This window comes from Streptomyces sp. NPDC051105 (genome assembly GCF_040682795.1).
Classification (GTDB): Bacteria; Actinomycetota; Actinomycetes; order Streptomycetales; family Streptomycetaceae; genus Streptomyces.
Genome location: NZ_JBFBBR010000034.1, coordinates 1 through 26,538 on the forward strand (window position 1 = coordinate 1; position 26,538 = coordinate 26,538).

The 26,538-nt window shown below is 70.8% G+C and carries 22 protein-coding genes and 1 pseudogene; 9 read left to right on the plus strand and 14 right to left on the minus strand.

Going from position 1 to position 26,538, the window contains the following annotated elements:
- Window positions 1–227 precede the first annotated feature (227 nt).
- Complete coding sequence (locus AB0N16_RS40965; protein WP_365805924.1) at window positions 228–1,427, plus strand: glycoside hydrolase family 64 protein; 1,200 nt, start codon at window positions 228–230, stop codon at window positions 1,425–1,427.
- Between the two features lie 56 nt (window positions 1,428–1,483).
- Here AB0N16_RS40965 and AB0N16_RS40970 read toward each other — a convergent pair whose 3' ends face one another.
- Both AB0N16_RS40970 and AB0N16_RS40975 read right to left on the minus strand, forming a co-directional pair.
- Window positions 1,484–3,886, minus strand: a complete 2,403-nt coding sequence (locus AB0N16_RS40970; RefSeq protein WP_365805925.1) for a M4 family metallopeptidase — start codon at window positions 3,884–3,886, stop codon at window positions 1,484–1,486.
- Between the two features lie 257 nt (window positions 3,887–4,143).
- A complete protein-coding gene (locus tag AB0N16_RS40975) occupies window positions 4,144–4,587 on the minus strand; it encodes a GNAT family N-acetyltransferase (protein ID WP_365805926.1) in 444 nt (147 codons plus the stop codon).
- A gap of 171 nt (window positions 4,588–4,758) precedes the next feature.
- Between AB0N16_RS40975 and AB0N16_RS40980 the strand changes: the two genes are divergently transcribed.
- From AB0N16_RS40980 to AB0N16_RS40995, 4 genes are all read left to right on the plus strand, one after another.
- Entirely contained in the window at window positions 4,759–5,409 is a 651-nt protein-coding gene (locus AB0N16_RS40980; protein WP_365805927.1) for an NAD(P)-binding domain-containing protein, read from the plus strand.
- Window positions 5,410–5,567: 158 nt separating this feature from the next.
- Window positions 5,568–6,521, plus strand: coding sequence for an MHYT domain-containing protein (locus AB0N16_RS40985; RefSeq protein WP_365805928.1), 954 nt, complete (start codon window positions 5,568–5,570; stop codon window positions 6,519–6,521).
- Between the two features lie 63 nt (window positions 6,522–6,584).
- Window positions 6,585–8,087, plus strand: a complete 1,503-nt coding sequence (locus AB0N16_RS40990) for a metallophosphoesterase (RefSeq protein WP_365805929.1) — start codon at window positions 6,585–6,587, stop codon at window positions 8,085–8,087.
- A gap of 66 nt (window positions 8,088–8,153) precedes the next feature.
- A complete protein-coding gene (locus AB0N16_RS40995; protein WP_365805930.1) occupies window positions 8,154–9,185 on the plus strand; it encodes an LLM class flavin-dependent oxidoreductase in 1,032 nt (343 codons plus the stop codon).
- A gap of 1 nt (window position 9,186) precedes the next feature.
- Here AB0N16_RS40995 and AB0N16_RS41000 read toward each other — a convergent pair whose 3' ends face one another.
- On the minus strand, window positions 9,187–10,146 hold the full coding sequence (locus AB0N16_RS41000; protein WP_365805931.1) for a TauD/TfdA family dioxygenase: 960 nt from the start codon (window positions 10,144–10,146) through the stop codon (window positions 9,187–9,189).
- 276 nt (window positions 10,147–10,422) lie between these two features.
- Here AB0N16_RS41000 and AB0N16_RS41005 point away from each other — a divergent pair, with 276 nt between their 5' ends.
- Window positions 10,423–11,709 (plus strand): hypothetical protein, encoded by a 1,287-nt coding sequence (locus AB0N16_RS41005; protein ID WP_365805932.1) that lies wholly within the window; start codon window positions 10,423–10,425, stop codon window positions 11,707–11,709.
- On the opposite strand, the gene AB0N16_RS41010 is transcribed toward AB0N16_RS41005, so the two are convergent.
- Together AB0N16_RS41010 and AB0N16_RS41015 are read right to left on the minus strand one after the other, a co-directional pair.
- Window positions 11,693–13,453, minus strand: a complete 1,761-nt coding sequence (locus tag AB0N16_RS41010) for an asparagine synthase-related protein (RefSeq protein WP_365805933.1) — start codon at window positions 13,451–13,453, stop codon at window positions 11,693–11,695. The two genes, AB0N16_RS41005 and AB0N16_RS41010, sit on opposite strands and share 17 nt — an antisense overlap.
- A gap of 61 nt (window positions 13,454–13,514) precedes the next feature.
- Complete coding sequence (locus AB0N16_RS41015; protein ID WP_365805934.1) at window positions 13,515–14,108, minus strand: lasso peptide biosynthesis B2 protein; 594 nt, start codon at window positions 14,106–14,108, stop codon at window positions 13,515–13,517.
- 292 nt (window positions 14,109–14,400) lie between these two features.
- Here AB0N16_RS41015 and AB0N16_RS41020 point away from each other — a divergent pair.
- Together AB0N16_RS41020 and AB0N16_RS41025 are read left to right on the plus strand one after the other, a co-directional pair.
- Window positions 14,401–14,802 (plus strand): annotated as a pseudogene (locus tag AB0N16_RS41020) (aldo/keto reductase); the annotation flags it as partial.
- 118 nt (window positions 14,803–14,920) lie between these two features.
- Window positions 14,921–15,355, plus strand: a complete 435-nt coding sequence (locus tag AB0N16_RS41025) for a cupin domain-containing protein (protein ID WP_351711180.1) — start codon at window positions 14,921–14,923, stop codon at window positions 15,353–15,355.
- A gap of 13 nt (window positions 15,356–15,368) precedes the next feature.
- Here the strand turns inward: AB0N16_RS41025 and AB0N16_RS41030 are convergent, their stop codons facing one another.
- The 9 genes from AB0N16_RS41030 to AB0N16_RS41070 form a co-directional block, all read right to left on the minus strand.
- Window positions 15,369–17,729, minus strand: coding sequence for a SpoIIE family protein phosphatase (locus AB0N16_RS41030; protein WP_365805935.1), 2,361 nt, complete (start codon window positions 17,727–17,729; stop codon window positions 15,369–15,371).
- Between the two features lie 54 nt (window positions 17,730–17,783).
- Window positions 17,784–18,251, minus strand: coding sequence for a peroxiredoxin (locus tag AB0N16_RS41035; protein WP_365805936.1), 468 nt, complete (start codon window positions 18,249–18,251; stop codon window positions 17,784–17,786).
- Window positions 18,252–18,629 carry a hypothetical protein gene (locus AB0N16_RS41040; protein ID WP_365805937.1) on the minus strand — a complete coding sequence of 126 codons (378 nt, stop codon included), beginning with the start codon at window positions 18,627–18,629 and terminating at the stop codon, window positions 18,252–18,254. It abuts the gene before it with no gap.
- 85 nt (window positions 18,630–18,714) lie between these two features.
- Entirely contained in the window at window positions 18,715–19,236 is a 522-nt protein-coding gene (locus AB0N16_RS41045) for a MarR family transcriptional regulator (protein ID WP_365805938.1), read from the minus strand.
- Window positions 19,237–19,371: 135 nt separating this feature from the next.
- The gene (locus AB0N16_RS41050; RefSeq protein ID WP_365805939.1) at window positions 19,372–20,415 is read right to left on the minus strand and encodes an Ldh family oxidoreductase; all 1,044 of its coding nucleotides are present in this window, start codon (window positions 20,413–20,415) and stop codon (window positions 19,372–19,374) included.
- Window positions 20,416–20,546: 131 nt separating this feature from the next.
- The gene (locus AB0N16_RS41055; RefSeq protein ID WP_365805940.1) at window positions 20,547–22,247 is read right to left on the minus strand and encodes a thiamine pyrophosphate-dependent enzyme; all 1,701 of its coding nucleotides are present in this window, start codon (window positions 22,245–22,247) and stop codon (window positions 20,547–20,549) included.
- 13 nt (window positions 22,248–22,260) lie between these two features.
- Window positions 22,261–23,121, minus strand: a complete 861-nt coding sequence (locus AB0N16_RS41060) for an amidohydrolase family protein (RefSeq protein ID WP_365805941.1) — start codon at window positions 23,119–23,121, stop codon at window positions 22,261–22,263.
- 152 nt (window positions 23,122–23,273) lie between these two features.
- Window positions 23,274–24,473: an L-2-hydroxyglutarate oxidase gene (gene lhgO, locus AB0N16_RS41065; RefSeq protein WP_365805942.1), complete on the minus strand. Its 1,200-nt coding sequence runs from the start codon at window positions 24,471–24,473 to the stop codon at window positions 23,274–23,276.
- Between the two features lie 48 nt (window positions 24,474–24,521).
- The gene (locus AB0N16_RS41070; RefSeq protein WP_365805943.1) at window positions 24,522–25,964 is read right to left on the minus strand and encodes an aldehyde dehydrogenase family protein; all 1,443 of its coding nucleotides are present in this window, start codon (window positions 25,962–25,964) and stop codon (window positions 24,522–24,524) included.
- A gap of 180 nt (window positions 25,965–26,144) precedes the next feature.
- Here AB0N16_RS41070 and AB0N16_RS41075 point away from each other — a divergent pair, with 180 nt between their 5' ends.
- Complete coding sequence (locus AB0N16_RS41075) at window positions 26,145–26,432, plus strand: antibiotic biosynthesis monooxygenase (protein WP_365805944.1); 288 nt, start codon at window positions 26,145–26,147, stop codon at window positions 26,430–26,432.
- Window positions 26,433–26,538: the final 106 nt, after the last annotated feature.

The following is a 26,538-nucleotide window of genomic DNA, read 5'->3' on the forward strand; positions in this document are numbered from 1 at the left end:
CTCCTAACCCGGCGGCGGCGGCCGCGCGACCGGGGGTGGGGTTGTCGGCTTTGATCACGCCCACTTAGTTACCCCCCCCCGCCGCCTTAGGGGGGGCCCGCCGGCCGGCGGGCCCCCGATTCCGTCCCACTCATTGACATGCACCCGCCTCACCGGCACCCTGAGAGCGCTCTCAGACTGGTACGGACCAATGTCCGTACGACCCCGACCCCACACGGAGGTGGAGAGTGCGCACAGGACTCGCACGCCGGACGCTGCCCCTGGCGGCCGCTGCGGCGCTGATCGGCGGGGTGCTCACCCTGGGCACCCCGCACCCGGCCGACGCGGCGGTGCCGGACACGATCCCGCTGAAGATCACCAACAACTCCGGCCGCGGCGACCAGGTGTACGTCTACGACCTCGGTACCCAGCTCTCCACCGGCCGGCAGGGCTGGGCCGACGCGAACGGCACCTTCCACGCCTGGCCGGCCGGCGGCAACCCGCCGACCCCCGCGCCGGACGCCTCGATCACGGGCCCGGCGGCGGGCCAGTCGAAGACGATCCGGATCCCGAAGTTCTCGGGCCGGATCTACTTCTCCTACGGGCAGAAGCTCGACTTCAGACTGACCACCGGCGGTCTGGTGCAGCCCGCCGTGCAGAATCCGAGCGATCCCAACCGCAACATCCTCTTCAACTGGTCCGAGTACACGCTCAACGACTCGGGTCTGTGGATCAACAGCACCCAGGTGGACATGTTCTCGGTGCCGTACGCGGTCGGGGTGCAGCGCGCCGACGGCAGCACGGCCAGCACCGGGCATCTCAAGTCGGGCGGCTACAACGGGTTCTTCAGCGCCCTGCGCGGGCAGCCCGGCGGCTGGGCGAACCTGATCCAGACCCGCTCCGACGGCACCGTGCTCCGCGCGCTCTCCCCGCTGTACGGCGTGGAGACCGGGGCGCTGCCGTCGACGGTCATGGACGACTACGTCAACCGGGTCTGGTCCAAGTACGCGACGTCGACCCTGACCGTCACGCCGTTCGCCGACCAGCCGAACACCAAGTACTACGGCCGGGTCTCGGGGAACGTCATGAACTTCACCAACTCCGCCGGAGCGGTGGTGACGAGCTTCCAGAAGCCGGACGCGAACAGCATCTTCGGCTGCCACAACCTGCTCGACGCGCCCAACGACCAGGTACGCGGACCGATTTCGCGCACCCTGTGCGCCGGCTTCAACCGGTCGACGCTGCTGACCAGTGCGAACCAGCCGGACAACAACCCGGCCGACTTCTACCTGGACACGGTCACCAACCACTACGCGCGCAAGATCCACGCCCAGATGGCCGACGGCAAGGCGTACGCCTTCGCCTTCGACGACGTCGGCAACCAGGAGTCGCTGGTCAACGACGGCAATCCGCAGCAGGCGTACCTCACCCTGGATCCGCTGAGCTGACCCGGTGGAGTGTCCCGCACCCGGACTCCGGGTGCGGGACACTCGACGTCCTGACGTCAGCCGGTCGTGACGGCGGTGTCGTCGACGACGAAGCTGGTCTGGAGCGAGGAGTCCTCGACGCCGGTGAACTTCAGGGTCACGGTGCTGCCCGCGAAGGACCCGAGGCTGAAGGACTTCTGCACGTACCCGGAGGCCGCGTTGAGGTTGGAGTACGTGGCCAGGGTGGTGGAACCGGCGGCGACCGTCAGCTTGTCGTACTGGGTGCTGGTGGTGGTCTCGGCCGTGTCGATGTGCAGGTAGAAGGTGAACGTGGTGTTGGTGCAGCCACTCGGGATCGTCACCGACTGCGAGAGCGTGTCGGTGTGGGTCGAGCCGTAGCCGTCCAGCCAGGCCTTGTACGAGCCCGCGTGGGCCGCCTCGCCGGTGTCGTTGGTGATGACCCCGCTGGTGGCGGTCCAGGTGGTGTTGCCGGACTCGAAGCCCGCGTTGCCGAGGAGCTGCGTGGCGGTGCAACTGCCGCCGCCCCCGCTGGAACTGACCGTCCAGGTGAAGGAGGCGGTGCCGGTGGCGCCCGTCGAGTCGGTCACCGTGACGGTCGTGCTGTAGGTGCCCGCCGTCGTCGGGGTGCCGGAGATGACGCCGGTGGAGCTGTTGATCGACAGGCCGGTCGGCAGTCCGCTCGCCGCGTAGGTGAGCGACCCGCTGTTGGTGCTGCTCGCCGAGACCTGCAGGCTGACCGCGGTGCCCACGGTCGAGGACTGGCTGCCCGGGTTGGTGACCGTCACCCCCGAGGTCGGCGGGGTGACGTGGCTGCCGACGTTGATGCCCGCGAAGGCGTTGGCCACACCCGCGTACTGGGCGGAGCTCGCGCCGTACAGCGCCGTCGCGGCGTTGAGCGCGGCGGTGCGGGCGGCCGCGTAGTTGGTGCTGGACGTCATGTACGTCGTCAGCGCCTTGTACCAGATCTGCAGGGCCGCGGCCCGGCCGATGCCGGCGACGGCGACGCCGTCGGAGGTCGTGCTGTTGTAGGTGACGCCGTTGATGGTCTTGGTGCCGCTGCCCTCGGAGAGCAGATAGAACATGTGGTTCGCGGGGCCGGAGGAGTAGTGCACGTCGAGGTTGCCGACGCCGGAGTACCAGCTGTCCGCGGATCCGCCGTCCTTGCTCGGCTTGTCCATGTACCGCAGCGGGGTGCCGTCGCCGTTGATGTCGATCTTCTCGCCGATGAGGTAGTCACCGACGTCGGAGGAGTTGTTGGCGTAGAACTCCACGCCGGTGCCGAAGATGTCCGAGGTCGCCTCGTTCAACCCGCCGGACTCACCGGTGTAGTTGAGGCCCGCGGTGTTGGAGGTGACGCCGTGGCTCATCTCGTGGCCGGCCACGTCGAGCGAGGTGAGGGCGTGGGTGCTGCTCGTGCCGTCGCCGTAGGTCATGCAGAAGCACGAGTCGTCCCAGAAGGCGTTGACGTACGCCGTGCTGTAGTGGACGCGGGAATACGCGGCGACGCCGTCGTTCTTGATGCCGCTGCGCCCGAAGGTGTTCTTGTAGAAGTCCCAGGTCGTCTGGGCGCCGTAGGCCGCGTCGGCGCCGGCGGTCTGGGTGTTGGAGCCGGATCCGGTGCCCCAGACGTCGTCGGCGTCGGTCATCAGGGTGCCGGTGCCCGACGTGCCGTTGTTGAGGCTGTATGTCTTGTGGCCGCCGCGCGTGGTGTCGTACAGCTGGTACGTCGAACCCGACAGCGTCGTGTTCAGCGTCACCGTGCCGCTGTACTGGGTGTTGCCGGTGCCGGACTTGACCGCCTGGTAGCGGTACAGCTCCTTGCCGGAGGTGGCGTCCGTGATGACGTGCAGCTGGCTGGGGGTGCCGTCGTCCTGGAAGCCGCCGACCACGGTCTCCCAGGCGAGCTTCGGGGTGCCGTTGCCGGCCCAGATCACCTTGCGGGCGCTGTCGGTGGCGGGCTTCTTGGCGTCGAGGGCCCTGGCGGTCCTGAGTGCCTTGGTGGCGGCGGCGGACTTGGTGAAGGTCGCGGTGGTGGAGGCGACCTTGATGGTGCGCTTGTTGTTGAAGGTGGTGCTGACCGTACCGGCCGCGAGGGAGGCGGGCGGGGTGTGCACGACCAGGTCGCCGCCGAGGACCGGCAGGCCGGCGTAGGTGCGCTCGTAGCGGGTGTGCAAGGTGCCGTCGTTGTCCTTGACGACGTCCTTGACGACGAGTTTCTCCTTGGCGCCGAGGCCGATGGTGCGGGCGGTCGCGGCGGTCCGCTGCTGGGCGCTCTTGAGCAGCGCGGTGTGCTGGGCGGGGCTGAGCTTGGCCTCCAGCCCGCCGGCGCGAAGGGGGCTGGGGTGGGGGGTGGCGGGCTTGGCGTTCGCCGGAACCGACTGGATGCCGACGGCGAGAAACGCCACGGTGGAGACCAGGGCGGCTCCTACCGTGGCGCGTCTGTGGGGAAGACGTCTCACTCGTACTCCTCCTGCTGCGGCCGCCGGGTCGCGGCCGGTGACAGACCGGGCAGACGGGGGTGTGCTGTCCGGGACGAGCTGAGCTGTGCGGGGACCGGGATCGGGGGAACCGGGATGCGGGGTCCGTGATCCATGAACACGCCATGGAGAAAGCGTGTGCCGCGAGGATTCCAGTCTTGACCCGGCCATGTCAGCCACGTCGAGGTCAATCAAGGGTTTTCCCTATGCCAGGAGAGGCGGTTGGGGAACAAGGGGGCTCACGTGGACGGCGTGCGCACCATGAACACGTCCACCGGGTCGGCGGTCTCGACGGTGAACCCGTGCCGCTCGTACAGCCGTTGGGCCGCGCTGCCGCGCAGGACGTTCAGCCGGACGCGGACGCCGTCACGGTCGCACCGCCCCAGCAGCTCGCGCAGCACGCCCGAACCGATGCCGGCGCCCTGGGCGTCCGGGGCCAGATAGAAGTGTTCCAGCCAGTGGGCGTCGGCAGCCGGCCGGAGCGCGACACAGCCGGCGAAGGCGCCGCCCACCTCGATCACCCAGGTGTGGGCCGCGTCGAACCCGTCCCGCAGCCGCTGCCGGACGCGCCGCGGGTCGTACCGCCCGAGCCGCTCCAGGTCGTCCCGGAGCACGACGGCGCGCAGCTCGGCCACCGCCTCGACGTCCGCCGGCGACGCCGGCCGTATCTCCCAGTCCCCCACGCGGGCCAGGCTACCCAGTGGCCCGGTGCTCCTCGTCGGCTCCCTGCACGCAGGGAGCGCGCTCCACCGTGTGACGGCGAAACACCCCGCACCCGGCCCGAGTCGCGACAGGTTTGCCGATTCATCCTGTTTATCCTGATTCAGCTCCCACCCCACGGAAAGGGCTCACCCATGCGGGTCTTCATCGTCGGCACAGGCAACATGGCGGGTGGTATCGCCACCCGGGCCCTGGCGGGCGGGCACATGGTCCGGCTGGTCGGCACCGATCCGGCGAAGGCCGCCAACCTCGCCGCCGCCCTGGCCGAGCGGACGGCCGGCGCCGATGTGGCACCCGCCGTTCCGGACGCGGTCGGGTCGGCCGACGTGGTGGTGCTGGCCGTGCCGTTCGACGTGGCCAGGCAGGTGGTGGCCGAGTACGGAGACCATCTCGCCGGGAAGACGGTCGTCGACATCTCCAACCCGGTGGACTTCGCCACCTTCGACTCGCTCACCGTGCCTCCGAACAGCTCAGGCGCCCAGCAGATCGCGGAGGCCGCGGCGCCGGGCACCCGGGTGGTGAAGGCCTTCAACACCACGTTCGCGGGCGCACTGGTCGCGGGCGAGGTCGGCGGGCTGCCGCTGGACGTGTTCATCGCGGGTGACGACGCGGCGGCCCGCGACCAGGTGGCCGAGCTGGTCTCCTCCGGCGGGCTCAACCCGGTGGTCGTCGGCGGACTGCGCCACGCCCGCGAGCTGGAGGGCATCCAGTTGCTGCACATGGCTCTGCAGACGCGCCCCGAGGGGCACGGCTGGATGAGTGCCATCAAGATCGTCGCACCCTGAGCCGCGACTGTGCCCGGACCGAGAACAGCCTGTGGAGAGGCCGTGCCGACCCGTGGTGCCCGAGCGGCAGCCGAAGTCCCGGTGAATGCCGGGGCGCACGCCCCCGGCGCGTAGTACCTTCCCCCGCAACAGCCGTGACTCTGGGGGGAGTTGCATTTATGCACGGTACGACAAGCGGGTTCCACTACGGCGCGGTCACTCCCGTGGTGGCCTATCTGATGGCCTGTCTGGGCGGAGCCCTGGGGCTGCGCTGCATCGTCCGGTCGCTCTACCACGGCGGACAGTCGTGGAAGCCCGGCTGGCTCGCGCTGGGGGCGGCCTCCATCGGCTGCGGCATCTGGACGATGCACTTCATCGCGATGATCGGCTTCCAAGTCCAGGAGACCACGATCCGCTACGACGTGACCCTGACCCTGCTCAGTCTGGCGGTGGCGATCCTGGTGGTCGGCATCGGTGTCTTCGCGGTCGGCTACCGGGGCGCGACCTCCGGAACGCTCTCGACGGCGGGCGTCATCACCGGTCTCGGCGTGGCGGCCATGCACTACCTGGGCATGGCCGCGCTCCGCCTTGACGGAACGATTCACTACGACCCGGTCACGGTCGCCCTCTCGATCCTGATCGCGATCGCGGCGGCGACGGCCGCTCTGTGGGCCGCGGTATCGGTCCGGGGCTTCACGGCGAGCCTCGGCGCCAGCCTGGTGATGGGCCTGGCGGTGTTCGGCATGCACTTCACCGCCATGGCCGCCGTGAGCGTCGAAGTGCACCCGGCGTCCGCCACCTCCTGGTCGAGCGCGTCGCCGACCTCCCTGCTGCTGCCCATGCTGCTGGGACCGGTCGTCTTCCTGCTGCTGGCCGGGGTGGTGGTGATGTTCGACCCGCTGCTGGTCCTGGGCGAAGGCGACTGGAACCGGCAGGCGGCCGCCGGGAAGGACAGGCCGGTGCCCCCGCCCCGGGCGGCCCGGCCACGGCCACCGGGACCGCGCGGCGGACGCACACCCGGGAGGCGGCACGGCCGTCCCGCGCCCCCGGCACCCGGCGGCACCGGCCGGTACGGCACCCCCGCCCGCCCCGAGGACCCGTACGGCGCCCCCTCGAACCCCTACGAGTGGTGACCGCCCCGCAGGACGCCAACCCCTCCCGCTCACTCGCTCGTTGATCGTTGCTACGGTTCCCGCGTGTCTGAGTCCTCTCGCGAAACCGCAGCAGGCGCCGGCTGGGGCGAGGCCGAGCGCGGTGCCTATCGCCGGCTGATGCCGGGCCATGTCGAGAAGCTGTTCTGGTTCAACCCCAGGACCATGTGGGCCGCCCGCAACGGCGTGCTGGCGTCCTGGTTCGGCGACCCGACCGGCCGCACCCGCAGCCGCTGGGTGGCGCAGCGGGCGGCCGCCGGGGCAGCCGCCGACAAGGTGATCCGGCGTGATGAGGCCGACCGGTTCTCGTTCATGGTGATCGGCGACACCGGGGAGGGCGACGACTCCCAGTACGCCGTCGTGCCCGGCTTCCTGAAGGCGAGTCAGGACACCGGCTTCGCGGTGATCGCGAGCGACGTGATCTATCCGGTCGGTGCCACCGACGACTACGGCACCAAGTTCTTCCGCCCGTACCAGGACTATCCCGCGCCGATATACGCGATACCCGGCAACCACGACTGGTACGAGGACCTCGGCGGGTTCATGCGTGTCTTCTGCGACGACGTCCCGCCGCTCCCGCCCGAGCCGAAACCGCGCCCCTTCTCCCGCGCCTGGTGGCGCACCCTGCTGTGGCACCGGCCTAGCCCGGCGGACGAGCAGCTCCTGGCGGAGGCCCGGAAGTTGCGGCCGACGCCGGAACAGCACGCCGTACAGCCCGGCCCCTACTGGGCCATCGACGCCGGGCCGGTCCGGATCGTCGGCATCGACACCGGTCTGCTGGGCACGGTCGACGCCGAACAGGGCGCCTGGCTGCGGGAGGTGTCGCGGGGGCCTCGCCCGAAGATCCTGGTCACTGGCTCCCCGCTGTACGTGGACGGCGAGCACCACCCCTGCCCGATCGAGGGCGGCGGCACGGTCGACGACATCGTCCGCGACCCCGCCCACCACTATGTGGCGGCGATCGGCGGCGACATCCACAACTACCAGCGCTACCCGGTCCATGTGGCCGGCCGCACCATCCAGTACGTGGTCGCGGGCGGTGGCGGCGCCTTCATGCACGCCACCCACACCATCCCCCGGGTCTCCGTGGCGGACGTCACCGAGGACGACTTCCGCTGCTACCCGCTGCGCGGCGACTCCCTGGCCTTCTACAGCCGGCTGTACGGCCGCCGGCTGCGCATGCCCAGGTTCTTCACGCTCACCGCGGCGGAGGCGACGGCCGTGATCGCCGAACGCCTCGGCATCAAGCCCGCCCGCGCGCCCGGCCCGGACACCCGGGTCACCCGCCGCACCCGGTTGGTGGCGAGCCTGCTCGGCGCCGGCGGCCGCCCGGACCGCACCTCCCGCCTCCGGCTGCCGGTGAAGAAGATCTACACCCAGCTGTTCTCCCCGGGTTCGGCCACCTACACCCCGCCCTTCTTCAAGTGCTTCCTGCGCCTCGACGTGAGCCCGGAGGCGGTACGGCTGCGCTGCTTCGCCGCGACCGGGAACCGTACGCAGGAGCTTGATCCCCCGGTCGAGGACGAGATCACGATCCCGCTCCTCTGATCACACTCCCGCAATGTTCGAGTGCCACAATCGGGGCAGAACTGACGTACTACCGCTGGAGGACCCGTGCCGTCCACCCCCCGACCCCTGCGCAGACTGGGCTTCCTCACCATCGGCCTGTTCGACGGAGCGGATCCGGGCAAAGGACACGAGTCCACGCTGGAGATCATCGAACTGGGCGAGCGGCTGGGCTTCGACAGCGCGTGGGTGCGGCACCGGCACCTCCAGTACGGCATCTCGTCCCCGGTGGCCGTCCTCGCGGCCGCCTCGCAGCGCACCAGCCGTATCGAACTGGGCACCGCGGTGATCCCGCTGGGCTGGGAGAACCCGCTGCGGCTGGCCGAGGACCTGGCGACCGTCGACATCCTGTCCGGCGGCCGCCTCAACCCCGGCGTGAGCGTGGGCCCGCCCATGCACTACGACCAGGTCAGGGAGGCCCTCTACCCGGACACGGCCGATGTCGAGGACTTCAGCTACGAGCGGGTGCGGCGACTGCTGGACCACGTCCGGGGCAAGCCTGCCACCGACTTCAGCGGGGTCGAGGGCTTCGAGGTGTTCTCCGACGTGGTCCAGCCGCACTCCCCCGGTCTCGGGCACCGGCTCTGGTACGGCGGCGGCAGTCTCGGCTCCGCGCGCTGGGCGGGCGAGCACGGCATGAACTTCCTGACCAGCAGTGTCGTGCGGGCCGGGGACCCGAAGGACGCGTACGACTTCGCGGAGATCCAGCTCTCGCACATCCGCGAGTTCCGGGCCCACCACCCGGACGGCGACGCGGCCCGGGTCTCGCAGGGCCTGGTCGTCATCCCCACCGACTCCGCCACGCCCGAGCAGCGCGCCAAGTACGAGGCGTACGCGGCCAAGCGGCTCCCCCGCACCACGGCCCCGCAGGGTCCGGCGCGGCTGCTGTTCGCGCCGGACCTGGTCGGCACCTCGGCCGAGATCGCCGAACAGCTGCACGCGCACGCCGCGTTCCGCGAGGTCGACGAGGTGGCGTTCGCGCTGCCGTTCACGTTCGACCACGAGGACTACGTGCAGATCCTGACCGACATGGCGACGCGGCTGGGCCCGGCACTGGGCCGTCCGCAGCCGGGCGCCTGACTCACCAACGGCCCACCTCCGTGCCGGTCACCGGCTCGGAGGGCTTGCCGTCCACGCCGACCGGCACCTCGCCGTGCAGCATCACCCGGTGCATGACCCGGGGGAAGCCGAGGCGGGCGTTGTCACTGGGCGCGAGATGAATGGTGGCCCGGTTGTCCCAGAAGGCGACGCTGCCGGGCTCCCAGCGGAAGCGGACCGTGTACTCGGGCCGTACCGCCTGTTCGAGCAGCATCTCCAGGAGCGCGGCGCTCTCCGGGCGGGAGACGTCCGTGATCTGCTCGACGTAGTAGCCGTTGACGTACAGCACCCGCTCGCCGGTTTCCGGGTGGACGCGCACCAGCGGGTGCACCGAGGCGACCTGATGGTCGAGGAGATGGCGGAGGTAGGAGTCGTCGCCGGGCCGGGGCTGGTAGCCGACGCCCAGGCGGTGCTCGGCGCGCAGTCCCTCGGCGAAGGCGCGCACGGGTGCGGAGAGCCCGGCATAGGCGGCGGCCAGGTTGGCCCAGGTGGTGTCGCCGCCGTACGGCGGAACGGTCTCGGCGCGCAGGATGGTCGCGGCGGGCGGGTCGATCCGGGCGCCGTGGTCGCAGTGCCAGCCGCGCAGCAGGGTGTGCCGGCGCCGCTGGAGCCACTCCTCGTGCTCCATGCCGAACCGTCCGCCCAGCTCCAGCCGGTCGGCGGTGGTCTCCACCTCAGGGAAGCCGCTGGGTGAGGCACTTCCCCGACGCCCCAGGACGACCGGTTCGCCGAAGCGGCGGGCGAAGGCGACATGCCCGGCGTGATCCAGCCGCTGGTCCCGGAAGAAGACGACCTTCCAGCGCAGCACGGCCTCCCGGATCAGCGCGACCACGCCGTCGTCGAGGTGTTGGGTGAGGTCCACCCCGGTGATCTCGGCGCCGATGTACCCGGCGACGGGTCTCACCTCGGCCGCCTGGTTCCCCGTGCTGCTTCCCGTCGTCATGCGTGCTCCGCTGGTCGTCGGTATCGGCCTCTACACAAGTACCCCGGCGAGAGACGCGGTGACGCACGGGGCTCCCACATCCGGAGGCACGCGAATGGCGATCGAACGGATCACCGGAGAAGATGATCACGAAATCCCCGGCGGCAGACCTCTCGGTCGGCTGTGGTCCGCGAAGGAGAAGCCCGTGAAAACCGTAGCCGCAGGCCGACGCCGACCGGCGAGACCCCTTCCCGCCGGCATGGGGATGCACAGCCTGCCGCGTCAGCGGGTGGCCGCGTGAGCCTTCGCAACAAGTCGCGGGACGCCTCGCGTGTGCGGGCGCAACGGGCTCTGGCGCACAACAAACAGTCGCGTGTGTGTTTGGTACCGACCCTGCTGGTCCTCCTCCTGACGGCCGCGATGCTGGGCTCTTTCGGTATCAGGGATCTGGCCGGCGCCTTCACCTTTCCCGGTCGCCTCGCCGGTGCAGTGCTCGTCGCCGTCGCCTTCACCTCGTTCTTGGGCGCCACCGCGCTCGCGGACCACTGGCTGTGGCGCACTTTCCCCAGCTCCGGCCTGGTGGCCCTGCTCGGGGCGTTCGCGGCTTTCGTGGCCAACATGCTGTTCTTCTTCGAGCTGCTGAGCGATGCCGATTCGATCGGTTACAAGGTGTTGTTCGGCGCCCTCACGATGGGTTCGGCATGGGCCGTCTTCGCCGTGTGGCGGACGTTGGCCGTGATTCCCGCTCCGAAGCGGGTGGCCACTGCGCTGCTCGCCACCACCGTCGTCGCGCTGGGAAATTTCGGGTATCAGAGTCTCTACCTGCCGTCCCAGCGGGAGGTCTGGCCCGTCATCAAGCTGACCGCGAAAGAGCCGGTGATGAGTCCGGATCGAAAGGCATTCTCCGTGCCGGTCGAAATCACCCTTGAGAACCACGGCGATCTGAGTTTCGACGTGCTCGGCACCCAATTCCATGCCATGGGACAACGGGTGCCGCTGAGCCCGAAGGACCAGCTCCGCCAGCAGTGGCGAGCCGAGGCCCGGCAGTGGACCACACTCGAGCGGTCGAATCCGTTGTCGCGCAGAGAGATGCACCAGCCGGGTGATCTGGTGGAGGCCCAGCCATGGATGCGCTACGGAGAACCGATCAGCGCGAACGACACCGTCACCACCCAAGTCGTCGTGCAACTACCCAAGGACACGCCGTACGACCAGGTAGTGTTCTACGCCACCGCACATATCACGCGCAAGGATCGCGTGGCCGTCGAACGCCTCGAGGCCAACGGTTACAGCTGGAACAGCAGCAAGGCACCCCGATGGCTGAAGCAGCAAAAGGATTCCGACTCCCTCATCTACAAGAGCAGGCTTCACGAAAACAACGCGATCGACGAGCGAACGAGGGACCCCCGGTACGTCACTGTCTATTGGCAGTTCGGCCTGCACGGCGCAAACATCATGGAAATCATCAGTAAGGAAGGCGGCAAGGACGAAAGCCAGAAAGTGACGCAGGACCGGTACGGCCTCCGCATTGTGGAGTCTGGCCCGGTAGCACAGACCCTGTGGGACATCAAGAGCCGACTATGACCGGCACAGCCGCGCCAGGTACCGGTGCACGCTGGTCCCCCAGCCGCTCCAGCCATACCACCAGCGCGAGCGAGCCGTTCATGCGGTCCCAGGAGTACGAGTCGCCCAGGCCCAGCTGAGCCTCCCTCACCGCCCGGCACAGGGTGTCGACGTCGAACATCTCGGCTATGAGCGGATGCCGTGCGGCGCGGCAGAGGTCGATGAGTTCGCCGCCGTGTGTCCGCAGGCCACGGACGTAGAGCTCGTTGAAGGGGATCTTGGCCGCTCGGTCACGTATCCGGGGCGGAAGCAGATCCGCCATGGACGCGCGCAGCACCGCCTTCGAACGGCCTACTTGCGACGTGGGGTCGGTCGGGAGGTGCCGCATCGTCGCGATCACCTCCGGGTCGAGGAACGGGTGCGAGAGGAAGAACCCGTGCTGCTGTGCGTAGCGCCAGGACAACGGGTCGGGAGCGGCGAGGTAGTTGGCCGCCTCGTAGAGCGACTCCTCCGGCCTGCTCCCGAACACGAAGCGGCTCTCGGCGATGCTGGCCGCGCGGTAGCCGTGAGCCCGCGCGAATCCGGGTCGCAGCCAGGGTGGGCGGGTGAAGTTGCCGAGCCCTCCGAGTACCGTTCCGCGATGGAACAGCCTGGTGACCCGTTCGGCCGCCAGCGGAAGCGTCGGTTGCACCACGTGGGTACGGACGATCTCCCGCACTCCCCGTTCACCGGCCGCGGCACGGGCACGTGCCTGCCTCGTCAGCTCCCGGAGCCGTCCGGAGCGGGCCAGCCGGTGCAGGTGAAGCGGGTTGGTGTCCACGACCGGATCGGCACCGCAACCGGTCAGCAGGGTGTCGCAGCCCAGCTCCGCCGCAGCGGCATGCAGCCTGCTCCAGAACGGGGCGCGGAAGGCGTGGGCGTGCGGCTCGTCCGAGTCTCCCGCATGGTGCTGGAAGTCATCGAAGTCCGCCACGTCGTCGGCCTCGATGATCAGTGGACGGGCGGCGGGCGCATGCCGGCGGACCGCCTCGATCGCCTCGTCGAGGTACGGCCGCTCCCCGGCCAGTTCTCCCCCGCCGAAGCGCCCGGCGAGCAGGACCAGGTCGGTGGACGGGCTCTCTGCCTCGGCGAGCAGACGCGCCGCGAGCAACGCGACGCTGGTGGAGTCGGTGCCGCCGGAGACGTGGCATGCGGTCGTCCCGCCAAGGCGGCGTCCGACGGCCTGCTCCAGGGCGCGGCGCAGCACCTGCCCGGCCGCGCTGAGGCCGAGTCCCTCTGCGGGCGGTGCCGGCAGGGCCTCGGCCCGACGGGCGCGGAGTATCGACCGGCCCCGCAGCTGACCGGTGACCGACAGCTCCACCACCTCGCCTCCGAGAACCCGGTGTACCCCGGCGAACGGGCTCAACTGCGAGTGCGGTTGGGCCATGTTCCCGGTCAGGTAGCGGCAGAAGTAACGGCGTTCCAGCTCCGCGGCGCCGCCCAGGCCGCGCGCCGAGGTGCTCGCAGCGGTCACGCGGCCACCGGACTCCCTGAAGAACAGCGGGATGCGTGCCTGCTCGTCCCGCATCAGCAGGACGCGGTCGCGGTACACCAGAACAGCCGCGAAGTCCCCGGCCGGCAGTGACGGTTCCGCTCCGGGGCGGCCGAAAGTGTCGAGGAGAGCGCGTGCGCCTGTCAGGCGGTCGTGGACCGAGCCGGCCCAGCCCACGACCGCTGCGGTGCCGGCCTGTGAGGAGACCGTCGTCACGAGTCCCTGTCGAGCCATGGCCTCGGCGGTCCAGAGTCTCGCTGCGCCCCCGGACCATTCGAGTCGGAGCGCCTCCATGTCACTCGCTTCCGCAGCCGATCGAGAGAACCGGGGTGAAGGCGTGCCCTCGCGGATCGGCGGCGGGGATACACAGTCCGGCCGCTGACGTCCAGGCGTGCAGGGCGAAGGGGTGCTCGCGCACACCGACATGCAGCGTCGCCGTGAAGCCGCACCGTCGCAGCAGGACGAACGCCGTCACGGCCTCGGCCTTGCAGTCGTCGTTGACGAACCAGCTTCTGCGGCCGTGTGCCTGAACTGCTCGTTTCAACCGTGCGACGTTCTGCGGCGAAGGGGTGTCCGCGCGGGCGTAGCCGGGAGCGGCCAAGGGCAGCAGCCGAAGTACGCGTCCGAAACCCAGAGTACGGATCAGCAGGTGCACGGTGCGGAGCCAGAGCCCGATCTCGGCGTCGGCGTACGCCTTTCGGCGGGCCGTCGCACATCCGGCTCGGACGAGACCGGTGACGAGTTCCGCCCGTTCCTCGGAGGTTCCGTCAGCGAACTTGTGGACGTCAGCCGTCGGCATCCCCAGAAAACGCGTCCGTCTCCAGTCGGCGATGAGCGCCCCGCCGGACAACCTGGTGACACGGCAGTGCGGTGAAAGGATTCGCGTCATGGCCACGAGGGCATCGGTGTCCTGAGCCACCCCGCCTCCTCCCATTCAACGGGTGCGGGTCAGGACTGGTATCCGTGACCGTCGTAGTCACCGCCGCTGAAACCCCGGATCAGACGGCCGTTGCCGAGAAGGACAAGGCCTGGCGGCATACGGCGCCGCAGGAATCGGATCAACATCGCCTACCTCCAGAGTCGGGTGGCGTCGATCACCTTCACGCTACTCCGGCCCGAACGCCTCGCAACCGCTCATCCCATCCGCTGGAGGGACGACGCAGTCGAGGGAAGGTCCCATCGTGACAAGCACTCCGGCGTACTCGCTCAACGACGGTACGGCGATCCCCGCCGTCGGCCTGGGCACCTGGCCCATGGACGACACGCAGGCCGAGCAGGCCGTTCACCGTGCGCTCCAGGGCGGCTACCGGCTCGTGGACACGGCCGTGAACTACCGCAACGAGACCGGGGTCGGCCGGGGTGTCGCGAGCAGCGGCGTCCCCCGCGAGGAGGTGGTGGTGACGACGAAGGTGCCGGGCCGCCACCACGGGTACGAGGAGACCCTCGCCTCTTTCGAGGAGTCCCGGCGGCGGCGGGGCGTGGAGTACGTGGACCTGTACCTGATCCACTGGCCCAACCCCCGGGTCGGCAAGTACGTCTACTCCTGGAAGGCGATGACCAGGCTTCGCGAGGAGGGTCTCGTCACGGGAGCGGAGCCGGAGGGCCTGTGGGCACCGGGATTGCGGCGTTCCCGCCCCGGGCGACCCCGTGGGGGCCTATGTTCACGGAGGTACTCGATCTTCGGCTCAGGAGGCCCTCCGTATGCGCACCGCGCTCCGTACCGCTCTGGCCGGGGCGGTCGCCGCCGGCACTCTGCTGACCTGCGGCACCGCCTACGCCACTCCCGCCGGACCCGGTGTGACCGGCCGGCTGATCAGCCAGACCACCGTCGGCGGCACGGACTACGTGCTGCGGGAGATCACCGTCCCGCCCGGCCAGACCACCGGCTGGCACTTCCACGACGGCCCGGTGTACGGATACGTCCAGAAGGGCACGCTGAGCCACTTCCACTCGGACTGCGAGGGGGACGGCGTCTACCGGCAGGGCGGCACGGTGTACGAGCCGGGCGGGGCGGGCGATGTGCATCTGGGTGCGAACCTGGGCGACACCGACCTCGTCCTGGACGTGCTGTACATCCTCCCGCACGGCTCGCCGTACTCCGAGTCGGTGCCGAACCCGGGCTGCGACTTCGAGTAGACGGGCTGCGCCGTCAGGCGGCGGTGACCGGCAACGGCCCTTCGGGCAGCGGCTGTTCGGCCCAGATGGTCTTGCCGCTGTCGGTCTGTCGGCTGCCCCAGCGCTGGGTGAGCTGGGCGACGAGGAGCAGGCCCCGGCCGCCCTCGTCGTAGGCGTGCGCGCGACGCAGATGCGGTGAGGTCGAACTGCCGTCGGAGACCTCGCAGATGAGCGCGCGGTCGCGGATGAGGCGCAGCTGGATGGGCGGTTCGCCGTAGCGGATGGCGTTGGTGACGAGTTCGCTGACGACGAGTTCGGTGACGAAGGCGGCCTCGTCCAGGCCCCAGGCGGCCAGGCGTTCGGTGGCCGCCTGCCTGAAGTGCGCGACCTCGGCGGGGTCGGGCGGGACGTCCCAGGTGGCGACCCGGTCGGTGCCGAGGGCGCGGGTGCGGACCAGCAGCAGGGCGACGTCGTCGGAGGGCTGTTCCGGCAGGACGGCCTTGAGCACGTTGTCGCTGAGGTCCTCCAGCGAGTCGGCCGGCGCGCTCAGCGCCCGGCACATCTCCTCGGTGGCGCGGTCCACGTCCCGGTCCCGGTCCTCGATCAGGCCGTCCGTGTAGAGGGCGACGACGGCGCCCTCGGGCAGGTCGAGCTCCACCGCCTCGAAGGGCAGACCGCCGACACCGAGCGGCGGCCCCGCGTTCATCGGGACCAGTTCGGCGTCGCCGCCGGGCAGCACCAGGGCGGGCGCCGGATGGCCCGCGGCGGCGAGGGCGAGGTGGCGCGAGACCGGGTCGTAGACGGCGTACAGGCAGGTGGCGCCCAGTTCGGCGACCTCCTCACCGGAGCCGTCCGCGGCCAGGTGGGTGACCATGTCGTCGAGGTGGGTGAGGAGTTCGTCGGGGGGCAGGTCGACGTCCGCGAGGGTGCGTACGGCCGTCCGCAGGCGTCCCATGGTGGCGGAGGAGCGGATGCCGTGGCCGACGACGTCGCCGACGACCAGACCGACCCGGCTGCCGGAGAGCGGGATCACGTCGAACCAGTCGCCGCCGATGCCGGCCAGTGAACCGCAGGGCAGATAACGGGGGGCCACCTCGACGGCTGCCTGGCCGGGCAGGCTGCTGGGCAGCAGGCTGTGCTGGAGGGCGAGGGCGGTGGAGCGCTCGCGGGCGAAGCGGCGGGCGTTGTCGATACAGACGGCGGCACGGCTGCCGACCTCCTCGGCGAACACGGTGTCGTCGATGGCGTAGTCGTCGGGGTGGCGCATGCGCACGCCGACGACCACGCCGAGCAGGACGCCCCGGGCCCGCAGGGGTACGGCGATCATGGAGTGGACGCCCTGCCGGTACTTGCGGCCCTCGGGCGCGCGGGCGTTGCGCTCCGCGACCCAGCGGCGGAACTCCGGCTCGCCGGCCTGGCTGACCACCGCGCGCCCCTCCCGCAGTGCCCGGGCCGGCGGGGACGACGGCAGATGCACCTCCGTCTCGCCCAGCCGTACGGCCGCCTCGGGGGTGCCCTCGGTCGCCGAGCCGTGGGCGACGCGCCGCAACGCGATGTCCCCCTCCGGGACGGTGGGCAGTTCCTCGGCTGACAGGACCCAGTCGAGCAGGTCGACACTGGCGAAGTCGGCGTAGCGCGGGACGATGAGTTCGACGACCTCCTCGGCGGTGCGCACCACGTCCAGGGTGGTGCCGATGGAGGTGGCCGCCTCGTTGAGCAGGGCGAGCCGCAGCCGGGCCAGATACTGCTCGGTGTTGTCGAAGGCGGCGAGGGCTACGGCGGTCAGCTCACCGTCGGGGGCGTGCAGCGGCCACATCTCGATGCTCCAGGCGTGCTCCCGGTGCAGGGCAGGGGCGCTGGTGAAGCTCTCGTAGCGGGTGGGCCGGCCGGTCTCGACGACCCGGCGCAGATGGCTCAGGAAGCCCTGGCTGTGCGGGACGTTCTCGACGGTGTCCAGGAAGAAGCGGCCGCGCAGGGCCTCCTCGGAGACGCCCATGACCCGGCAGACCTCGTCGTTGACACGGAGGTAGCGCTGGCGGACGTCGAAGACCGACATGGACATGGAGGCCTGCTGGAAGGCCCGTTCGGCCAGGGTGGGCCCGGTCCCCCGGGGCGGGTCGGCGGTGAGGACGTATCCGGTGGTCTCGCCGTCGGGACCGAGGACCGGGCAGGCGGTCAGGGCGACCTCCGTCCGGCGTCCGTCGGCGTGGCGCAGGGCGACGGTGCCGTAGCGGGCGGCGAGCACCGCCGCGGGGACCGCCTCGGCGAGCAGGTCGGCGGCCGGCCGGCCCACGACCTCCTCCGCCGGGCGCCCGGTGAGCACCCGCGCGCCTTCGCTCCACCCCGTCACCCTGCCCAGGGCGTCGATGATCGCCGCGGCTGCGACACGCTCCATACGCCCCAGGATGGGACCTATGCCCCACCGCATCAAGCGCGGGGACGGGCCGTCTCAGCCCCGCTGACCGCGCAGTGCGGCGAGCGCCCGGTCGGCGTGGGTGTTCATGCGCAGTTCGCTGCGGACGACCTCCAGGACGGTGCGGTCCTGTGCGATGACGAAGGTGGCCCGCTTGGTGGGGGCGAGTGCGATGCCGCGCTTGACGCCGAACCGCTCGCGGACCGTGCCGTCGGCGTCGGAGAGCAGTGGCATGCCGAGCGTGTGCTTCCCGGAGAACTCCTGCTGCCGTTCGACGCTGTCCCCGCTGATCCCGACCGGCCGGGCGCCGGCGGCGGCGAACTCGGCCGCCAGGTCCCGGAAGTGGCAGGCCTCGGTGGTGCAGCCCGGCGACAGGGCGGCCGGATAGAAGAAGAGGACGACCGGTCCGTCGGCCAGCAGCTCCGTGAGCGTCCGCGTGGCACCGGTCTCGTCCGGCAGCGCGAAGTCCTCGACCTTGCTTCCGACCTCTGCGGTTCCCGCCATCTATCGGCCCTCCTCGTTGTGCGCGACGTTGCGAGCGACACCGCGCGCCCACAGCACCAGGGGAATCCGGCGCGGCAGGCGGACGGGGGCCGCGGTCCTGGGCGGCGCGGGCCGCCGCTGCCAGTCGACGGCCATCTGCACATCGGCCGGGAAGACGCCGCCGAAGAAGGCGGCGGCCGCCCGGGCCGCCGCTTTGCGGGTGCGCGGCAGGGCGATCCCGGCCGCCAGGGCCAGCTCCCCGGCCCCGCTCCCGTACGTCCAGGCCCGGGGCGAGCCCGGCAGTGCTTTCGGGATCGTGGCGTCGAAGGACCTCGGCGCCGCGAAGTGAGCCACTCCGCCGGCGGCCAGCAGCAGGGGTGAACGTTCGGACCGGGCCACGACGCCTCCTCTGAAGACCTGCCGCCGCATATTACCGGGCGGTACCGGCCCGCTCCCCGCCGGGGCGTGCGCGCACACCGGCGCCTCACACGGTGCGGGCCGAAGATACCGTCTCGCCGGGCTCGTCCTCGATCGCGTACGTCAGGAAGTCGTCGACCATCCGGTGGAACAGCGTGGCCAGCTGCCGCAGCTCCTCCGGCTTCCACTCGCCCAGGGCCAGCTGCATTCCGCGCGCCCCGGCGTCCCGGACCCGGTCGACGGCCTCTCGTCCTGCGTCGGTGAGCTCGATCCGCTGGGCGCGGCGGTCGTCGGGATCGGGGACCCGGGTGACATAGCCCGACCTCTGGAGCTGCTGCACCGTGCGCGTCACGTGGGAAGCCTCGACACCGAGCCGTTGGGCGAGCTCCCCCGGGCGCAGCGGCTCGGAGTCGGAGACCTGGCGCAGCAGGGCCACCGCGGCACGGTCCAGCGGGACACCGGCGAGGGCCATCAGCCGCTCGTGCTGCCGGGCCCGGGTGCTCAGATAGGTGATGCGCGTCAGCGCACGCTCGATCTCGATGACCTCCGGCGTGGCGGCGGGGACGGCAGGCAGGGGTTCTGTGGACATACCGGCCAGCTTACCATATCGTTGCGTAACTCAAGTAAGTTACGGCATGCGTGTCCCGCACACTACTGCGCAGCGGGCGGGGAGCCGGGCCCGACTGTCCGTCTTCCGGGACATCTCCGGCGGGCCCGGCAGCGCTCACACCGGCAGTGCCACGCCCAGCCGCTCCGCCTGCTCCCTCAGCTCCCGCCAGACCTTCGGCGCCACCGGAACCCCCTTCTCCGCTCGCTCCTCGGCCACCGCGGCGCTGCGCTCCCCCGGATAGAACACCCCTTCCGCGCCGTCCGCGACGGGCAGGCCCTTCAGCGTGTCCAGGGTGTCGTCGACCGCGCCGGCGAAGGCCTCCGGGTCGCCGAAGGCGGCCGGGTCCACGGCGATGAGCAGGGCGTTCTGCCGGTGCTTGCGGTCGCCCGCGTGGAAGGACGCGAAGATCGGGGCCCCGACCAGCACGCTGGTGAGGAGTTCGAAGGCCAGGGACATCCCGGAACCCTTCGCACCGCCCAGCGGCAGCGGCATGACCGCCTCTTCCGGGTCGGTCGTCGGGGTGCCGTCCGCCGTCGCGGCCGCGCCCTCGGGCAACGGGGTGCCGCTCGCCTTCGCCTGGCGGATCCTGCCGAGGGCGATGGTGGCGGTGGCCATGTCCAGCAGCAGCGGGGCGTGTTCGCGGGCCGGTACGGCGATGGCCAGGGGGCTGGTGGCGACGGCCGCGCCCTTGACGCCGGTGTAGCCCATGTTGGGCATGCCGGCCACGAACCCGAGCCCGACCAGGCCCTGGTCGGCGATCCGGGACACGTAGTAGCCGATGGCCCCGGTGTGGACCGTGCGGCGGACGCCCACCGAGGCGATGCCGGTCTCGCGGGCCCGTCGTACCGCCTCGTCGGCGGCTGCCGTCAGGGCCACCGGGCCGGGGGCACGGTCGGCGTCGAGGACGGCGGCGGCCGGTGCCGTGGACTCGACGGTGAGCCGCGGGTCGGCGTTGGCGACGCCCTTGGCGAGCAGGTCCAGGTAGGCGGGGACGCGCGCGGTGCCGTGCGAGTCGACGCCGCGCTGCGCGGCCCAGACGAACACGTCGGCGGTGGTACGGGCGTGCTCGGCGCTCAGACCGCCCTTCTCCAGCAGGGCGGCGGAGAAGGTGCGCAGGTCCTCGGCGGGCACCAGAATCTTGGGGGGTGTGTCGGGCATGGCGGCGAAAGCCTCCTGGGCTACAGCGCCCGGCAGGGGCGCGGGACTGCATCGATCCGCGGCTACCGCCGCGCGTGCGCGAGGGGCCACGGACGGCCGGCAGATGTCGAACGGCGCTTACAGCGGAGCGCTCATCGGGTCACGAGGACGTCGACCACGGCGGTCGTCCCCTCGGCCGCCGCCTTCAGGGCGCGCTCCAGCGCGGGCGTGAGCGCCTCCGTCGTGTCCACGGTCTCGGTGTGCATACCGAACGGCTCGGCGAACGCGGCGAGCCGGGGCAGCCGGTGCAGGTCGGTGCCCAGCCACTCGCCGGTGTCGGCGGCCGCCCCTTCGGGGTAGAAGCGGCGGTGGTTGAGGTTCATCGACTTGTACACGCGGTTGTTGAACACCACGATCAGCAACGGCAGTTCGTACGCCTTCGAGGCGTCGTACGACGGGATCACCGGGTTGTAGGTGAAGGCTCCGTCACCGACGGTGAGGACCACCGGCCTTTCCCTCGCGGCGAGTTTGACGCCGAGGGCGACGGCGATGCCCTGGCCGAGTCCACCCTGGACGTAGAAGTAGGAGTCGGGGTCGGTGACTTGGAGGTGGCGCCTGACCACCCGGCTGTGCGTGATCGTCTCGTCCACGACGATCGCGTCCTGCCCGTGCAGCAGCCTGCGCAGAGTGGCGGCGACCAGCACCGGGTCGATGCCATCGGCCTCCTCGGCCCTGGCCTCGGCCGCGGCGATCGCCGACTGCTCGGCGGTGTGCCGCTCCTCCTGCGCCGCCCGGCGCACGTCGACCGCACGCTCGTCGAGATCCTTGGCCCGCCTGGCCAGCTGGCGCAGCGTGTTGGCGACGTCGCCTTCCAAGTACCGGTCGGCGAACAGCACCTGGTAGACGACGTGCGGGCGCTGCGGGACCTCGTCGATGACGACGACCTGCGCCTTGGCGGGGCGGCGGGACGGCGGGTAGAAAGGGGCCCGGCAGTTGACCAGGAGGATGAGGTCGGCCTCGTCCATCCACGGCCCGATGTCGCTGCCGGCGTGCAGCGGATGGGTGCGCGGGAAGTTGCCGCACACCGCCGAGTCCGGTTCGACGACCGGGATGTTCCAGGCCTCGGCGAAGGCGACCAGGGCCTCGAAGCCGCCCGTCTCACGTCCCGCCGTCTCCGTGACGATCACGGGGTTGACCGCCTCGCGGATCAACCGGGCGACCGGCTCGACCTCTTCGGGCGAGCTGTGCGTGGAGCCCGGTGCGACGAGTGGCTTGGCCTCGCGGCCGTCCCACTCCTCAAGCAGGATCTCCAGCGGGATGTTCAGGTACGCCGGTCCGGCCGGTGCCCGCCACGCCAGCTCGGCCGCCCGGGTGATCATGGTCGGCAGCGTGTGCACACTCGCCGCCTCGGTCGACCACTTGGTGAACGACTGGGCGATGCCGTGCGGGCCGCCCACGATCGAGAGGTTGCGGTACCACTGGCCGCCCGGGTCATGCCCGGGAGCGTCGCCGTAGGTCGTCGACTCCGAGGAGGCGACGACCATCGGCACGCCGGCCAGCAGCGCCCCGTGCACGGCCATGGAGCCCTGCAGGAGGCCCGGCGCCGCATGCAGCAGCACGCCCTGCGGACGGCGCCTGATCAGCCCGTAGCCGGTGGCCATGCCGGCGGCCACGGTCTCGTGTGTGAGATCGAGGTACTCCGGCGCGGGTTCGCCGTCGCGGTGGCGGCGGGCCAGCGCCTCCCACACCGGGGCCCACTCGGACCCCGAGGAGCAGAAGAGGTAGTCGGCGCCGACGGCGTTGAAGGCGGCTACGAGGGCGTCACCGCCGTCGGTTCCTGGAGTGTTGGTCATCGCCGGTGTTCCCTCAGCCCTCGATCGGCCAGTTCAGGACCTCGGAGATACCGCGGCCCAGGATCCATTCAAGCTCCTCGGGCGTGAAGTCCCAGTGCTTGGTGAACTGCTCGATCGTGTCGGTGTAGGTGATGCCGTGGCCGAGCAGCCGAGTGATGTCGGTGCCGTAGAAGCAGCGCTGCGGGCCCATCTTGTCGACCATCTCGCGCACGTACTTCTGGATGTTGTTGTTCGGGAAGGGCTGCGTGGAGTAGCCCGGCAGCGCCGACACCTTGACGTAGATGTTCGGGTGGACGTGGAGGTCGGCGGTCTCCTGGACCCAGTAGCCGATCGCGTCGTCGACGCAGCGGGCCATGATGCCCATGTGGTCGATGATGATCTTCAGCTCGGGGTGCTTGGCGGCGATCTCGCCCAGCTCCCGCTTCCAGATCGGCGCGTGCACCATGGTCGGGATGCCCAGCTCCTCGGCGATCGGCCAGTACCAGTCGTTGGTGCCGTCGATCATCCAGTTGCGGTCCTGCGGCCGGTGGAAGGTGAGCCGGGTCCCCTTGACGTGCGGGTTCTGCGCGAAGTCCTTGAGCATCGCGGTGCCCTCTTCGGGCTTGTTCTGCGGGATGCGGGCCATGATGCCGAACCGGTCCGGGTGTGCCTCACAGGCCTCCAGGGCGTAGTCGATGCGGTCGCCCTCCCAGGACGGCGGCAGGATCAGCGCCCGGTTCACCCCTGCCTCGTCCATCAGCTCCAGGGCCTCCTCGTAGGAGAAGGGGTCCTCGCGGTGGCCGTTGAGCCGGATCCGCTCGCGGGCGCCGGGCACCCAGGGGCGGTCCGGGGTCTCTTCCTTCCAGATGTGGATCTGCGTGTCGACGACGAACATGGCGCGAACTCTTTCTCTAGGAGGGAGGTTCGAGGTGCTGTGGAAGGAACGCTAGGCGGCCCGTGAGCTCTTGCGGAGATCCCGGAGCGCAAGCTGTTGTTGCGCGGAAGTGCGCTGTTCGCGGCGCATTTTCAGGTGCCGGAACAGATCGTTCAGGAGTCGCCGAAGGCGGCCGCGGTGATGTGTTCGGCGATCGCCATGGAGGCCGTCGCGGCCGGCGAGGGTGCGTTGCGTACGGCCGTGATCCGGCCGACCCGATGGATCCGGAAGTCGTCGACGAGCGTGCCGTCGCGGTCCAGGGCCTGGGCGCGCACGCCCGCTCCGCCGCGCACCAAGTCCCGGACGCCGACCTCCGGGACGTACCGCCGGGCGTCCTTCATGAAGGCGGCGGCGGAGAAGGAGCCGCGGTACTCCTTGACGCCGGTACGCCAGTGCTGGGCGGCCATCTTCCAGACCCCCGGGTAGGCGGCGAGCCCGAGAAGGTCCCGGGGCGAGACCCTGCTGCGCCGGTATCCCTCCTTGGCGAGGGCGAGGACGGCGTTGGGGCCGACCTCCACTGAACCGTCGACGCGTGGGGTGAAGTGCACGCCGAGGAAGGGGTAGCGGGGGTCGGGTACCGGGTAGATGAGGCCGCGCACCAGGTCCGTCCGCTCCGGTTTCAGCAGCATGTACTCGCCGCGGAACGGGACGATCCGGGGCTCCTGCCTGTCCTGGGCGAGCCGGGCGACGGAGTCGGACTGCAGGCCGGCGCAGAGGATCAGCCGGTCCACGCGCACGCGGTCCTCCCCGGAGGCGACCTCGATTCCGCCGGGCACGGTGGCGATGGAGGTGACCGGGAAGCCCAGCCGTATCTCGCCGCCGGAGTCGGTGATGTCCCCGGCGAACGCCCGGGCGACGGCCGGGTAGTCGGTGATCGCGGTACGCGGCGAGTGCAGGGCCGCGATACCGCCGGCGTGCGGCTCCAGCTCCTTGATCTCCTCGCGGGAGATCTTCCGCAGCTCCGGCACGTGGTTGTTCCTGGCCCGCTGGTACAGGTTCTCCATCCGGCCCAGCTCGTCCTCGCGGACGGCCACCACCAGCTTGCCGATCTCCTGGTACGGCAGTCGCCGGTCCTGGCAGTACGCGCGCAGCAGCGCCACGCCCCGCACACACAGGTCGGCCTTGAGGCTGCCTGGTGTGTAGTAGATACCCGCGTGCACCACACCGGAGTTGTGGCCGGTCTGGTGCCGGGAGACCTCCTGCTCCTTCTCGAACACCAGGACCCGGGTACCGGGGCGGCTCAGGGCGATCTCACGGGCCGTGGCGAGGCCCACGATGCCGGCGCCGACCACGCCGATCGTCTCGTCAGCCATCGGCGTCCTCCTCTCTCTCGTGCGGTGGTCACGTCTCTCCTACGGTGCTCACGCGCCGAAGTGGACGGCCACCGTCTTGACGCGGGTGGAGAACCTCAGGACTTCCTCCCCCTGCTCCTTGTAGCCCGTGCCGGAGTCGTGGAATCCGCCGAACGGCAGGTGGACGTCCCAGCCGGTGGTGGTCGTGTTGACGGCGACCTGTCCGCACTCGGCCTCGTCGGCGAAGCGGTACGCCGAGGCGAGGTCGCGGGTGAACACGGCGGCGGCGAGACCGAACGCGGAGTCGTTGACCGCCGCGACGGCCGCGTCGAAGTCGTCGACCGCGCGCACGGCGAGGACCGGCCCGAAGACCTCCTCGCGCCAGACGGCCATGTCGGGGGTGATGCCGGCCAGGACGGTGGGCTGTACGTAGCAGCCGTGAGGCCGTTCGGCGTCCGCCCCGCCCCCGGCGAGGACGGTCGCCCCCTGCTCGACCGCCCGGCTCAGGTCGGCGAGGACGCTGTCGCGCTGCTTCGGGCTCGACAGCGGGCACAGCGTGGTCGCCGGATCGCTGCCCGGGCCGACCGTCAGCGCCGCCACCTCCGCGACCAGCAGCGCGACGAACTCGTCGTACACGGGCCGCTCGACGATCACCCGGCTGGTGGCGGTGCAGCGCTGCCCGGCCTGGCCGAACGAGGCGGCAACGACGGCCTTCGCGGCGCCCGGCAGATCGGCGTCGCGCAGCACCACCGAGGCGTTCTTGCCCCCGAGTTCGCCCTGGAACCGGACGTTGCGGTCGGCCAGGCGACGCCGGATGCGGTTGCCGACGGCGTTGGAGCCGGTGAAGGTGATGCCGGCGATCCGGGGGTCGTCGAGGAGCGCCTCCTCGATCTCGGCGGTCCGGCCGGTGACGACGTTGAGGACCCCGGCGGGCAGGCCCGCGTCGTGCAGGGCGCGGGCGAAGTGCAGGCCCGACAACGGTGTCTCGGTGGCCGGCTTGAACACGGCCGCGTTGCCGGCGGCGAGCAGCGGGGCGAGCTTGCGGGCCGGGGTGATCAGCGGATCGTTCCAGGGGCTGATCACCAGGATCACGCCGATGGGCTCGCGCTGGGTGTGCGTACGGTGGTGCGGGCGTACGTCGTGCAGGAGGGTGCCGTAGCCCTGGCGGGCCAGTCCGGCGTAGTACTCCAGGAAGTCGGCGGCCTTGAGGGTCTCGCCGGTCGCCTCGGCCAGGGTCTTGCCGTTCTCGGCGGTGACGTCGGCGGCGATCTCCCCGGCCCGTTCCCGGATCAGCCGGGCGGCCTCGGTGAAGACCCGGGCCCGTTCGAAGGGGCTGGTGCGCTTCCAGGCGGCGAAGCCGCGCTCGGCGTGGTCGTAGGCGCGGGTGACGTCCTTGGCGGACAGGGCCGGGACCCGGGCGAGCGGGGTACGGACGTCGGCGGGGTCGTGGACGTCGATCCATTCGCCGGTCCTCGTCCACTCTCCGCCGGAGAGGGTTTCCAGGGTGCGCATGGAGATCACTTCCTTCGTCGTCCGCGGCGCCGCCCGTGCGGGCCGGATGCGACAACACACCATGTGGGAGGGGGTCCACCAGCCCCGTGGGGGCAGGCATTGATTGCGCCGTGCGCGGGTCGGCGGGCGCATGATCCGTGCTGGAATCGGCAGGCCGGACACGACCCTTGGAGGAACCACATGGCATATACAGTCGTCGCCCACTACCGCTGCGCGGCCGCCGACGAGGCGACGGTGCGGGCCGCGCTGCTGAAGGCGCGGGAGGCCACCCGCACGGAGCCCGCGAACCTGATGTACGAGGTGCACGTGGTGGAGGGGGAGCCGGGTGGGTTCCTGCTGTACGAACGGTATGTCGACCGGGAGGGGTTCGAGGCGCACAAGGCGGCCGAGCACTTCAAGGAGGTCGTCGTGGGCGTGGTGTGGCCGTTGCTGACTGAGCGAACGGTGACTTTCGCTGAGGTGCTTTAGCGTCTGCCGGGCTGACGTGGATGGAGAAGGCGCGGGTGGACTGTGGTTGCTCGCGCAGTTCCCCGCGCCCCCGAAGGGGCGCTGCGCAGCGCCCCTTCGGGGGCGC